This is a genomic window from Sorangium sp. So ce185, assembly GCF_051526825.1.
Taxonomy (GTDB): domain Bacteria; phylum Myxococcota_A; class Polyangia; order Polyangiales; family Polyangiaceae; genus Sorangium; species Sorangium cellulosum_D.
Map to the genome: position 1 here is coordinate 8,663,437 of NZ_CP150316.1, position 13,301 is coordinate 8,676,737.

General features: G+C 70.5%; 7 protein-coding genes. 3 read left to right on the forward strand and 4 right to left on the reverse strand.

Annotated features, from left to right (window positions below):
* The first annotated feature begins 261 nt into the window (after positions 1 to 261).
* From WMF26_RS31720 to WMF26_RS31730, 3 genes are all read left to right on the forward strand, one after another.
* Positions 262 to 387: a hypothetical protein gene (locus WMF26_RS31720; RefSeq protein ID WP_437313495.1), complete on the forward strand. Its 126-nt coding sequence runs from the start codon at positions 262 to 264 to the stop codon at positions 385 to 387.
* Positions 388 to 1,347: 960 nt separating this feature from the next.
* The gene (locus tag WMF26_RS31725) at positions 1,348 to 3,774 is read left to right on the forward strand and encodes a thrombospondin type 3 repeat-containing protein (protein WP_437995751.1); all 2,427 of its coding nucleotides are present in this window, start codon (positions 1,348 to 1,350) and stop codon (positions 3,772 to 3,774) included.
* Between the two features lie 944 nt (positions 3,775 to 4,718).
* Positions 4,719 to 5,957: an SGNH/GDSL hydrolase family protein gene (locus WMF26_RS31730; protein ID WP_437995752.1), complete on the forward strand. Its 1,239-nt coding sequence runs from the start codon at positions 4,719 to 4,721 to the stop codon at positions 5,955 to 5,957.
* A gap of 10 nt (positions 5,958 to 5,967) precedes the next feature.
* Here the strand turns inward: WMF26_RS31730 and WMF26_RS31735 are convergent, their stop codons facing one another.
* From WMF26_RS31735 to WMF26_RS31750, 4 genes are all read right to left on the reverse strand, one after another.
* The gene (locus WMF26_RS31735) at positions 5,968 to 7,434 is read right to left on the reverse strand and encodes a pyruvate kinase (protein ID WP_437995753.1); all 1,467 of its coding nucleotides are present in this window, start codon (positions 7,432 to 7,434) and stop codon (positions 5,968 to 5,970) included.
* A gap of 283 nt (positions 7,435 to 7,717) precedes the next feature.
* Positions 7,718 to 10,192 carry a SpoIIE family protein phosphatase gene (locus tag WMF26_RS31740; protein ID WP_437995754.1) on the reverse strand — a complete coding sequence of 825 codons (2,475 nt, stop codon included), beginning with the start codon at positions 10,190 to 10,192 and terminating at the stop codon, positions 7,718 to 7,720.
* 17 nt (positions 10,193 to 10,209) lie between these two features.
* The gene (locus WMF26_RS31745) at positions 10,210 to 10,587 is read right to left on the reverse strand and encodes a hypothetical protein (protein ID WP_437332098.1); all 378 of its coding nucleotides are present in this window, start codon (positions 10,585 to 10,587) and stop codon (positions 10,210 to 10,212) included.
* A gap of 223 nt (positions 10,588 to 10,810) precedes the next feature.
* On the reverse strand, positions 10,811 to 13,288 hold the full coding sequence (locus WMF26_RS31750) for a SpoIIE family protein phosphatase (protein WP_437995755.1): 2,478 nt from the start codon (positions 13,286 to 13,288) through the stop codon (positions 10,811 to 10,813).
* Positions 13,289 to 13,301: the final 13 nt, after the last annotated feature.

Consider the following 13,301-nt stretch of genomic DNA (forward strand, 5'->3'; position numbering starts at 1 on the left):
TGGGAACGCCAGCATCGGTGGGACAAAGGCCGTGCGCGCGAGCAGCGCCCCTTGCCGCCCGGTAGCCGCCCGCCCGGTCCGCGGCACAGGACGCTTACGCGGACGCGCTCTCGTCCGTTTGTGTCGGGCCAGGCCAGAACCAACCGCGCGACCTTACGGTCTGCGCGCACAGTCTGGTACGCTCGCAGCATGCGTCCCGCCCGTCGCCCCCGCTCCGCCGCCGCGATCCTCCGCTCCGTCCCCCCGGAAGATCGCCTCATCATGCGCCGGCTCGGCTTCGACCTGAACGACCCGGAGTTCGCCGCGCTGTTCGTCGAGGGAGTACGAGCCGCCGACGACGCGATCGCGGAGCAGGAGCGGTGGGAACGGGAGCTAAGTCTACGTTGAGCGCCGTCCGTGCCGTTCTGCGGCCGGGACCTTGATGCTCGGCGCCGTCGAGACCTGCCCGAACTGCGAGGGCATCGACGGCCGGCTCGGCGCCGGCCTCGCGTCGTGACCAGGTTTCGTCACGGCAAACGTCGACAGCGCACGGGCGCGTCGCGTGTCGGGGCACGGGTTCAATTCTCGGCGCCTCCACCAGGAAGACACGGCGAGAGCCGTATCTTCTGCTTTTCGTGTGCTCCGCGCGTGACCTGATAACTTTCGCCGACGCTGGACTTGGGGCGGATTGATGTGGGCGGCATCACGGGGAGCGGGCGTGGCAGGTGACCCCAGGGTACAGGACTCCACGAAGTTCCACGGCGGGCACGAGGCCGGCGAGGGGCGACCCCGGGTCCGAGCTGGATGCCGGCGCAGCCCGGAGACGAGCGAGCGGGCACCACCGCACAGGATCCAGGCGGCGAGCGGGATACCCGCCCTGCGGCGGCCGACCCGTCCCCGACTCCGGCCGGGCGCCTGCCGAGCGCATGCCCCCTTCTTGACACGGGACGGTGTCCCCGCTGGTCTCACATAGGGTTGCGGCTATGGGAGGGTAGCAGGAGTAGCGACGAGGACCAGAGAGCTACCTCAGGACGCCTGCCCGCCGCAGCATGTCAAACGCCGAGACTCGGGAGCTGACGGCGGCAAGCCTTCAGCCAGCAACCGGTCGCGTGCCGGATGAGCATTTCCAACCAGCAGTAAGCTGAATATAGTGACACGCCCGGCATCTGTCCCCGTAGATGCTCCGTGCGGAGGGAGAGCACTGGCCGGGGTCTACGGATCCAACGTGTCCGTCGCGGAGAACCTACCATGCGTCATCGCACATCACCCGCTCGGCGCCAGCCTCGTTCCTCAGCGCCAACTTCGGCGTCGGTGCCGCGGCTCCACCGAGCGCGCGTCGGACTTTTTCCTTGGATGCTCGTTGGCGTCATGCTCTGCGCAAGCGCCGCGCATGCGCAACCTGATGACGTGGACGGCGACGGCGTTCCGCACATCTACGACAACTGCCCCACTGTCCGCAACCCCGATCAACTCAACACCGACGGCGACAGTCTCGGCGACGCCTGCGACCCCGACGACGACAACGACGGTGTGAATGACGGAGCAGACAACTGCCAATTCGCGCAAAACCCGAACCAACTCAACACCGACGGCGACAGCCTCGGCGACGCATGCGATCCCGACGACGACAACGACGGCGTGAATGACGGAGCAGACAACTGCCAATTCGCGCAAAACCCGAACCAACTCAACACCGACGGCGACAGCCTCGGCGACGCATGCGATCCCGACGACGACAACGACGGCGTGAATGACGGAGCAGACAACTGCCAATTCGCGCAAAACCCGAACCAACTCAACACCGACAGCGACAGCCTCGGCGACGCATGCGACCCCGACGACGACGACGATGGCGTGGACGACGCCGCCGACAACTGCCCTCGTGCCTCCAATACCGTTCAGAACAACAACGACGGCGACAGCCTCGGCGATGCGTGCGACCCCGACGACGACAATGACGGCCTGGATGACGTCGTAGACAACTGCCAATTCGCGCAAAACCCGAACCAACTCAACACCGACGGCGACAGCCTCGGCGACGCATGCGACCCCGACGACGACGACGATGGCGCGGACGACGCCGCAGACAACTGCCCTCATGCCTTCAATCCCGATCAGAACGACAACGACCTCGACAGCCTCGGCGACGCGTGCGACCCCGACGACGACAATGACGGCCTGGATGACGTAGTAGACAACTGCCAATTCGCGCCGAACCCGAACCAACTCAACACCGACGGCGACAGCATCGGCGACGCGTGCGACCCCGACGACGACAACGATGGCGTGGACGACGCCGCCGACAACTGCCCTCATGCCTCCAATCTCGATCAGCGCGACAACGACCTCGACAGCCTCGGCGACGCATGCGACGCCGACGACGACAACGACGGCCTCACGGATGCCCAGGAGGCGGCGCTCCGGACCGATCCGACCAGCGTCGACTCCGACGTCGACACCATCGCGGACATCGAGGAGGTGGCGAACCCTGCTGATCCGCTCGACGTCGCCAACGACACCGATGGCGACGCGATCATCGACGCATTGGACACGGACAGTGACAACGACGGATTTCTCGACGTCGAAGAGGCAGGGGATACCCTGCCGGAGACGCCGCCCGTCGACACCGACAATGACTCGATTCCAGATTACCGGGACGTGGATTCCGATGACGACTCGGTGCTCGACGCCGACGACAACTGCCCCTATACGCGAACGTGGCCCCCGGACCAGACCGACACGGACGGCGATGGCAAAGGCGACGCCTGCGACGCCGACTCGGACGGCGACGGGGTCAGCGACGCGGACGACAACTGCCCGCTCTCAGCGAACGCCGGGCAGGAAGACGCCGACGGCGACGGCATCGGCGACTCGTGCGATCCGGACGCCGACTCGGACGGCGACTCGGACGGCGACGGCGTCAGCGACGCGGACGACAACTGCCCGCTCCTGGCGAATGCCGGGCAGGAAGACGCCGACGGCGACGGCATAGGCGACGCTTGCGACCGGGACGGGGACAGCGTCCCCGACCTTCTCGACAACTGCCCGGATCTCTCGAATCCCATACAGCCAGGCAGCTCGGTCCAATCCGACAACGACGGTGACGACATCGGCGATCCATGTGACACCGACGACGACGACGATGGCGTCATCGACTCGCAGGACAATTGTCGTCTCGTATCGAACCCGTCCCAGATCGATGTCGACGACAATGGCATCGGCGATGCCTGCGACTGCGGTGATCCGGCTCAAGCATCGTGCGACGACGGCGATCCGTGCACGCAGGATGACATCTGCCAGGCCGGCGTCTGCACCCCGGGGCCCGAGGTGATCTGTCCCGATCCTCCCGGCATCATGTGCCAGGTCGGTTTGTGCAATCCGCGCAACGGCGCCTGCGTGATAGCACCTGAGCTGGAGGGCACACCCTGCCCTGGCGGCGTCTGCCTGGCCGGCGGATGCTTGATGGATCCGGAGACAAACGACGGCGCCGGCGGCTCGACAGCCGGCGGCGGTGCGGCGAGCGCAGCCGACGGCGGCGCGGGCGGAGCCCCGGCGGAGGGCGGCGCGGGCGGCACTGCCTCAGCCGGCACCGACGATCCCTCATGGGTTGAACCGCGAGGCGTGACGCGCCTGCATGGCAACGGGTGCGCGGCGGGCGGTTCGACACGGCCGGCGAGCGACGGCGCCGCTTGGTTGCTCCTCGCCCTCCTGGGCCTGCGGGCCTCGAGGTCACCTCGGCGCTCCTGGGTCTTCCACGGGGCGAAGGGACCCGGCCGGTGGCCCAGCCGTTCGTGAACGCCCGCCTCAGCCCTCCTCAGCGCGACGCGGCCGCGTCCGGCGTGGTCACCCGATCCAGGCAGGGGGCATGAGCGGCCTCGCACGCCTCCCGGCTCTTGAACATCATCTCTTCGCAGGGCCTCTCGCGGCACACGTAACAACCACACGGAAGCGGCCTGCATCCGTGGCCATCCCAGGCGAAGGACCCCTGCCCATAAGGACAGCAGGACCTCGCGACGAGGTCGAGGCCCTCGTTGATGGTTGGCCGGCAATCGACCTTCTCGGATGAGCCTGTGGATTGCGTGGCACTGCAGCCGATGAGCGCGCACAGGACTGCCGCGAGCTCGGCGGTGGTCACGAGGCGTCGCGCGCGCGGCGCCCCGGTAGGATCATGTGCCATATCGTCCAGGTTGGCTCGAGTTCTTGAGGACAGGAGGTGAGAAGCCATGGAGCGCTCGACCCGCGGACATGCGCTCGGTGGCGGGCGCAGGCGAGACGCCGCCACCGACGGCGCCGCGACCAGCACCATGGCCGAACCGGCTCCTGAAGGCCAGCGTACCGCGGCTGCGCAGACGGAGGCTGCCCCGCGCGCGAGCACGAGCGACGCGGAGCTCGCCGAGGCGCTCACCGAGGTCGATGACCGCAGCATGACGTCGCTCGCGTGGAGCGCTTCGCGCCAGGCAGAATCCCAGCGACCTACGTACACCTATAGCGGAACGGCTCCAAACGCCGCTGGCCGGGAGCATGGCGGCCGGGCCAGGCCCCGGCGGTGCGCCGCGCGGGGTCGCGAAAAAAATGTCCCGCCCTGTCGATCCCGCCGGCGGTCGTTCGTCGCGCCAGTGAGGCCAGGGTCGTCAACCCGGTCGATAACCCCCGGGAGCCCGGCTTCGCGTGGCGCATGGCGCGGGCAAAGAGCCGCAACCCGAGGTAAATGACCTGCTCGTGCGTGGAGGAGATGCGTGATGATCGGTTTGAAATCGACCCGTCGGGCGACCCTGGGAGCGTGTGTGTTGACCCTCGCCGCCGCCGGCTGCGGCGGCGACGACGAGGTGCCCGTCGCGAGCTGGACAGCCGCGTGGGGGACGACGATGCAGGGGCCGGACTCGCCGTTCCCCGACACGACGCCGCGTAGCTTCGCCGACGAGACCTTGCGCCAGCGGCTCGTCGTCACCGCCTCCGGCGATCGGGTCCGGCTGCGGCTCTCGAACCTCTTCGGGACCCAGCCGCTGGAGCTCGCCGAGGTCCGCGTGGCGAAAGAGGCCTCGCCCTTCGTCTCGGCGCCGGGCACCGACCGGCGGGTCCAGTTCTCCGGCCAGCCGAGCGCGTCGATACCGCCGGCCAGCGAGGCGGTGAGCGACGGCGTGGAGCTCGCGGTGAGCACGGGCGACCGCCTCATCGTGAGCATCTACAGCGCGGCGACGTCGGAGCCCGCGACGTGGCACCCGTTCTCCTTCACGACGCACGCGGTCGCCACGGGGAACCAGGCGGCGAGCGAGGCCTTGACGTCACCGGCCAACATCACGTCCACGTATTGGCTCACGGGCGTCGACGTCGAGTCCACGGAGCCCCAGAAGGTCGTCGTCACGTTCGGCGACTCGATCACGGACGGCTCGTCATCGACGATGGACGCCGACAAGCGCTACTCGGATCGGCTCTTCGCGCGGCTCCAGGCGGATCCGGAGACGCGGACGGTCGCGGTCGTCAACCAGGGCCTCGGCGGGAACAGGCTGCTCCGGGACAACATCGGTCCGAGCGCCGTGTCGCGCTTCGAGCGCGACGTGCTGGGGATGCCGGGCGTGACGCACGCCATCGTCTTGATCGGGATCAACGACATCGGCATGCCGGGCTTGTTGGGGGAAGCCGAGAAGGTGACCGCCGCCCAGTTGATCGACGGGCTCGAGTCGCTCGCCGACAAGGCGAGAGCGAGGGGGGTCAAGGCGTTCGTCGGCACGCTCCTGCCGTTCGAGGAAGCGTTCCCACCCTACTATACGCCCGAGGGGGAGGCCGTACGCCAGGAGGTCAACGCGTGGATCCGCGGCAACACCTCCTACGACGGGGTCATCGATTTCGAGGCCGCCGTGCGCGACCCGGAGCAGCCCGCGAAGATCCTCGCCTCGTTCGACAGCGGCGACCACCTGCACCCCAACGACGCCGGCCACGAGGCGATGGCGAACGCCGTGCCCCTCTCGATCTTCAAGTAGCCGGTCTGCCTCAATCGAGCCGCGACACGCTGAGCGGCCGCATCAGCGCCCGCTTCTTGTCCTGGTGCTCGTGCATCCGCTTCAGCACGTCGACAACGAACGCCACCGTCGCCACGATGTTCTCCCCCTGATTCAGCATCACGCACTCCGCGCGCGAGCTCATCGCCGCGTCCGTCACCTCCCCGCGCGTCGGCACCCCCGTCTTGTTCAGGCTCTCGAGCACCTGCGTCGCCCAGATCGCCGGGACCAGCGCGGCCTCGCAGAGCCACAAGAGCTCCTCCTGGACCTCCGCCAGCCGCACGAAACCCATCTCGACGGCCATGTCGCCGCGCGCGAGCATCACCCCCACGTGCTCGCTGCGCATCGCCGCGAGCAGCAGCCGCGGGAACTGCCGGAACGCAGGGGTCGTCTCGATCTTCAACACGATCCCGAGGTGCGCCGCACCGCGCGCGGCGAGCTCCTCCTGGAGCCGCTCCACATCGGAAGGAGACCTGACGAACGAGAGCCCCACCATGTCGGCGTTGCGCGCGATGAAGTCGAGATCCTCGAGATCCTTCGGCGTGAGCGACGCAATCCCGAGCTCGGTGTCCGGAAAGTTCAGGCCCTTTCCCGGCTTCAGCTTCACCCCACCCTGCCGCGCGAGATCCACCTCCACCAGCGCGGCCCCCTCGGTCACCCGCTCGACCGTGCCGCCCAGCCGCCCGTCGTCGTAAAACACCCGGTGCCCGGGCCGGAGGTCGTCGATGACCTCCGGGATCGTGCAGCTCACGGCGAGCGCCTCCTCGACGTCGGCGTCGCCCGCCGCGGCGCGCGCCCTCTTCGCGTCCTTCACGTCCTTGCACAGCCAGAGCTTCGGCCGCTCGCCCGACTCCGGGAGCGTCACGCGCGCCGACCCCCCGCCGATCTTGCTCACGCGCGGGTTGGGCCCGGAGATGTCGCAGAGCACCTTGCAGGCGATCCCGGTCTCCTGCCCCGCCTTCCGCAGCCGCGCGATGAGCTCCGCCCAGCCGTCCGCGTCCCCCTTCGAGCAGTTGATCCGCGCGATGTCCATGCCGCCCTCGAGCAGCCTCTTCAGCTCGCCCTTCCGCGCGTCCTCGGGCAGCGTGACCATCACCCGCGTCTGGCGCCCCTCCCTCCCCTCGCCGAGCAGCGCCCGCGCGTGCTCCTCGAGCAGCGCGGCCCCCGACTCGAACGAGGCAGGGCACTCGCCGGGCGCCCGCGGCTCGGGGCGCCGCGCGAGCGCGTCGAGCGCGCCGAGCACCGCGTCCAGGGACGCCAGCGTGCAGCTCTCGAGCCGGCCCAGGGAGCTCAAGCCCAGCGCGGCGAGCCGCCGCTGGAGGCCGCGGATGTCCTGCTGCCGGACGGCGAGGTAGTGGAGCAGGTTCGTCGCCCCCGCCCGGTGCTGCGGGTGCACCGCCTCGAGCAGCGGCCGGTAGCGCTGCTCGTGCTCGACGGCGCTCGCGCGCAGCGCCTCCACGGCGGCGAGGGCCTGCTCAACTACCTGCGGGTCTGGATAAGGCATGTCGCGATCTCTCGGCTGGAGTGCGCGGATCCTCGCGTCCGCTGCAGCGCGCCGCACCGCGCGGCGCCCCGGCGAGTCCAGCACCGCGCCCCGAGGCAGTCCAGCGCCGCCGCGCCCCGGAGCTCCGGTGAGGAGAGGACGTCACCGCCCCTCCGCGGCGCCGTCACAGAGCCGTCACCCGGCGACAGCGCCGCGGCGGCGGCACACAGCGCGGCGGCGGCGGCCCCCCCCCGGGCCGCTACGCGGGCGCGCGGTACCGCGCCACGACCACCGTGATGTCGTCGTCGGGGCTCGGACACCAGCCCTCGACCTCCCTCAGGATCCGGTCGCGGATCGCCTCGACGGGCGCGGCCTGGGCGGCCTCGATGGCGGCGCAGAGCCGCTCCACCCCGAACTGCTCGCGGTGCGCGTTGCGGGCCTCCGTCACGCCGTCGCTGTAGAGCACGAGGACGTCCCCGTCCTCCAGGAAGAACTCGGCGTCCCGCGTCGCCGCGTCGATGGCGGGCAGCACGCCGACCCAGACGCCCGAGCTCGGAATGCACACGCACCGCCGCGTCCGCGCCGAGCACACGATGATGTCGTCGTGCGCCCCCGCGAACGTCACCCGGCCGCTCCGCTCGTACCGGAGGAGCAAGAGCGTCGCGTGCTCGTCCCGCTTCAGCCGGTCGCGGACGTTCTTGAACACCGCCTTGTTGAGCGCCGCGAGCAGCTCGCTCGGGCTCGCGCCAGGCTCCCGGCTCGTCAGCGCCGAGACCATGCTCTGGATCATCAGCATCACGAGCCCCGCCGCGAGCCCGTGCCCCGCGACGTCGCCGATCCCGAGCCACCCGCCCCCGGGCGTCGGGATGACATCGTAATAATCGCCCCCCACCTCGGCGGCCGGCGTCATGATCGCGCTGAGCTCCAGCCCCTCGACCTCGAGCCGCTCCGGCACCAGCGTGGTCTGGAGCCGCGCCGCGAGCGCCGTCTCCTGCCGCTCGCTCTCCTTCTCCAGCCGCTCGCGCAGCTCCACCTGGCGGACCATCTCCCGGTGCAGCGACACCGTCTTCACCGCGGAGCCGACCTGGAGCCGCATGGCGTCGTACACCATCTCGTTCACGCCGCTGTTGAGCGCGATGATCCCGAAATAGTCGGCGTCGCCGAAGATGATCGGCATCACGACGGTGCTCCTGCGCTCGCGCGAGCTCAGGAACCCGGGCGGCGCGAGGGCGTGCACCGGGAAGCTCTCCTCGGGCGGCTCCACCTCGCGGCCGTCCTGCATCAGAAAGAGCGTCTTCAGGGTGTCGCGCTGGGCGTCGTCGTAGAGCGAGACGGCGACGCGCGTGAAGAGCAGCCTCGGCATCTCCGAGGCCAGCATCCGCCGGAAGAGGGGGAGGCTCAGGGACGTCGAGAACCACCTCGCGCTCCAGTTCAGGCCGATCGAGGCGACCTCGACGTCGAGGCGATGGCGCCCCTCGGCGCGCACCGACGCGCTCCCGATGAGGATGCGGGCCGCGTGCCAGAGCTGCTCCAGGGTCTCGTTCGCGGCGGCCCCGACCGGGTCCACGGCGGGCCGGCGGAGCCGCGCGCGCAGCAGGCTGATCACGCCCTGGAACAGGTCGAGGAACACCCCCTCGCGCGCCGCCGCGTCGAGGAGCCGCTCCAGCACGTGCAAGAAGCGCCCCTCGGTCCCCTCGAGCTCCTCCTCCAGCGCCGACAGGAGCTCGCCGGACCAGCCGGCGAGCGACGCCGCCGAGACGCCCACGGCGCGCTCCAGCGCGCGCTCCAGCTCGTCGCGGCGGCCGCCGAGCGAGAGCGCACCGAGGCGCGGCGGCGGGTCCGTGACCGGTCGCATGAAGACGACGGCCTGGTACGAGCAGCCGCACGACTCGCGCCGCGTGAGCTCGATCTCCTGCGTGGTCCGCTCGGGGACGCGCTCGCCGTCGAGCATGCGCAGGACCGTCTCGAGCGCGAGCTCCCCGAGCCGCTTGATCGGCTGGCGCACCGTGGTGAGCGACGGCTTCGCGTACCGCGCCACGCCGACGTCGTCGAAGCCGCACACGAGGACGTCCCGCGGGACGGCGCGGCCGGCCGCCATCAGGACCTCGATGGCGCCGAGGGCCATGTTGTCGTTGGCGGCGACCACCGCGTCGAGCTCGACCCCGCGGGCCAGGATCTCGGCCATCGCGGCCCGGCCGGTCTCGATCGTGAACTCGCCGGCCGCGACGAGGCGCTCGTCGCAGGGCAGCTCGCGCGCGGCGAGCGCCCTCCGGAACACCTCGGCGCGGAGCCGCGCCTCTCCGTTGCCGTCCGGACCGCCGATGTAGGCCAGGCGCCGGCAGCCGTGGTCGTCGAGCAGGTGGCCGGCTGCCATCTCGATCCCGAGGGCGTTGTCGACGAGGATGCTGGGCACGCCGGGGATCGGGATCCCGATGCTGCACACGGGCAGCGGCCGGTAATAGTCACAGAAGCGCTGCACCCCCTCGACGCCGACGTAATTGCCGAGCGTCGCCGAGGCGATCACGACGCCGTCGACCGCCTCCGGGCCGACGAGGTGATAGATGGTCCGCTGGGCGACCTCGGAGGGGCTGTGGCCGGTCAGCACCTCGCCGACGGCGATCACGAGATTGACGTCGTGCGCCTCGGCCGCGCGCTCGATCGCGACCCGCATCGCGGACTGGTACTCTCCGCGCAGATAATCCATCACGAGGGCGATCGTCCGGCGCTTCGTCATGTCCTCGGGCCCCCGGCTCAGGCGTCCACGATCGAGACCAGCTCCGGGGACATGCGCTCGATCGCCGCCAGGCACCGCCGCTGCCAGCCGAGCCGCGCGTCGGTGACGAACACCACCTTGCTCTTCGCGCCCTGGCCCGCGAGGCCGCAGATGAAGCTGATGAACGCCTTCAGACAGCTCGAGTTCAGGAAATAAAGGGGCCTCACGTCGAACTCGACGGCGGGGATGGAGAGGCGCACGACCTCCGCCTGGAGGTCCTTGAGGCAGATGCCGAGCGGCGGCGCCGCCGCCATGTCGCCTGTCCCGCTGAGCCTGACGCTGAGGGCGTCGCCCCTCAGGCTCGGCTCGATCCCGAAGCTGTCCGTGACGACAGGCTCAACCCGCAAGCTGCTCATCGACCCTCCATCTCCCGACCGGCGCGCGCGGCGAGCGACCGCACCGCCGCGCTGGCCATCCGTTCACTCCGAAAGAACGTGACGCACGAGAACGGTGAGCGGCCCTGGCTCGGTCCGGAGGCTGACACGGCCCGACCAGCGTACGTGGTTCTCGCAGTGGAGCCAATCCCCATGGGTCCGCCGTACGATCCTGTGACCAAACCCGCGACCGCGAGCGCCGGGGCTAGTGGGGCGCGCGGTACCTCGCCACGACGATGGTGATGTCGTCGTCCGGGCTCGGGCACCAGCCCTCGACCTCGTTCAAGATCCGATCGCGGATCGCCGAGACGGGCGCGGACTGGGCCGACTCGACGGCGGTGCAGAGCCGCTCGAGGCCGAACTGCTCATGGTGGGCGTCGCGCGCCTCCGTCACCCCGTCGCTGTACAGCACGAGGACGTCGCCGTCCTCCAGGAAGAGCTCGTCGTCTCTTGTCAGCGCGTCGATGGCGGGCAGCGCGCCGATCCAGACGCCCGTGCTCTGGATGCACACGCAGCGGCGGGTGCGCGCGCGGCACACGATGATGTCGTCGTGCGCCCCCGCGAACGTCACCCGGCCGCTCCGCTCGTACCGGAGGAGCAAGAGCGTCGCGTGCTCGTCCCGCAGCAGACGGCCGCGGACGTTCTCGTACACCGCGGCGTTGACCGCCGAGATCAGCCGGGCCGGGCTCGCCCCCGGCTCCCGGCGCGTCAGGGCCGAGACCATGCTCTGGATCATCAGCATCACGAGCCCCGCCGCGAGCCCGTGCCCCGCGACGTCGCCGATCCCGAGCCACCCGCCCTCGGCGGTCGCGAGCACGTCGTAATAGTCGCCGCCGACCGCGGCCGCCGGCTTCATGACGGCGCAGAGATCGAGCCCCTCGACCGAGAGCCGATCCGGGACCAGCGTGGTCTGGATCCGCGCCGCGACGACGCTCTCCTGGCGGATCTTCTCCTGCTCCAGCCGCTCGCGCAGCTCCACCTGCCGGATCATCTCCCGGTGCAGCGCCGCGGCCTTGACCGCGGAGCCGATCTGGAGGCGCAGCGCGTCATAGACGAGCTCGTGCGCACCGCTGTTGAGCACCGCGACGCCGAACTTCTCGAGATCGCCGAAGGCGACCGGGATCGCGATCATGGTGTTGCGCTCTCCCCCGCTCAGGAACCCCTCGGGCGCGAGGAGCCAGGCCGGGAAGCTCGCGGGCGGCGGCTCCACCTCGCGGCCGCCCTCCATGAGGAAGAGCGCCTTCATGGTGGTCTCCTGCGCGTCCGGCGCGCTGTCGTACAGCGACACGGCGACGCGCGAGAACCCGAGGGCGGGCAGCTCCGACGCCATGACGCGCTTCAGGATCGGCAGGCTCAGGCAGGTCGAGAAGCTCCGCGCGCTCCAGCTGAGGTACGTCGACGCGAGCTCCACGTTGAGGCGCCGCTCGCCTTCGACGCGCACCGACGCGCTCCCGATGACGATGCGCGAGGCGTGCCAGAGCCGCTCGAGGGCGTCGTGGAGGACGCCGCCGTCCTCGGCCGGCCGGAGGAGCCGCTCGCGGAGCACCGCGATCGCGCCCTGGAAGTGATCGAGGATCGCCCCCGCCCGCCCCGCCGCGTCGAGGAGCGCCTCGAGCGCGTACAGGAAGCGGCCCTCCTTCCCCGCGAGCTCGTCCTCCAGCGCCGACAGGAGATCGCCGGGCCAGCCGTCGAGCGAGCCGGTCGGGATCGACACGCTCCGCCGGAGCGCGCGCTCCAGCGACTCCCGCTGTCCGGCGATCAGCGACGCCCCGCCCCGCGTCGAGCTGCCCGGCGGCGGGAGCGAGGCGCTCGCCTGGACGCCGCAGCCGCAGGACTCGCGGCACGTCAGCTCGACCTCCAGGAGCCCCACGTCCTCGACCGCCTCGCCGTCGAGCATGCGCACCAGGCTGTCCACCGCGAGGGCCCCGAGCCGCTTCATGGGCTGGCGGACGGTGGTCAGCGACGGCTTGGAGAAGCGCGCGATGACCGCGTCGTCGAAGCCGGACATGAGGATGTCCTGCGGGACGCGGATCCCGAGCTCCTTGAGCAGCTCCATGGCCCCGAGGGCCATCTTGTCGTTGGCGGCGACCACGGCGTCCGGGTCGCCCCCGCGCGAGAGCAGCTCGCGCATGGCGGTCCTGCCGCTGTCGATCGTGAACGCGCCGAGCGCGAAGAGGCGCTCGTCGAGCGGCGCGCCGCGCGCCGCGAGCGCGCTCCAGTACGCGTCGGCCCGCGCCTTCGCCTCCTCGTTGTTGGCGGGCCCGCCGATGTACGCGACGCGCCGGCGCCCGTGGGCGTCGACCATGTGCGCGACCGCGAGCTCGATCCCGAAGGCGTTGTCGACGATGAGGCTCGGGATGCCCTCTATCGCCATCCCGATGCTGAAGACGGGCAGCGGCGCGTAAGCGCGGCAGAACTCCCGCATCCCCTCGATGCCGATGTGATGGCACAGGGTGGCGGACGCGATGATGATGCCGTCGACCGTCTGCGAGCCGATGAGGTGATAGATGCTGTTCTGGGCCGCGGCCGTCTCCCCGGGCAGCGCGAGCGTCTCGCCGAAGGCGACCAGGAGATCGACGTCGTGCGCCTCGGCGGCGCGCTCGACCCCGAAGCGCACCTCGGACTGGTAGTCCCCGCCCACGTAGTCCATCAGGAGGGCGATCGTCCGGCGCTTCTTGCTCATGGCCCGCGGCTCT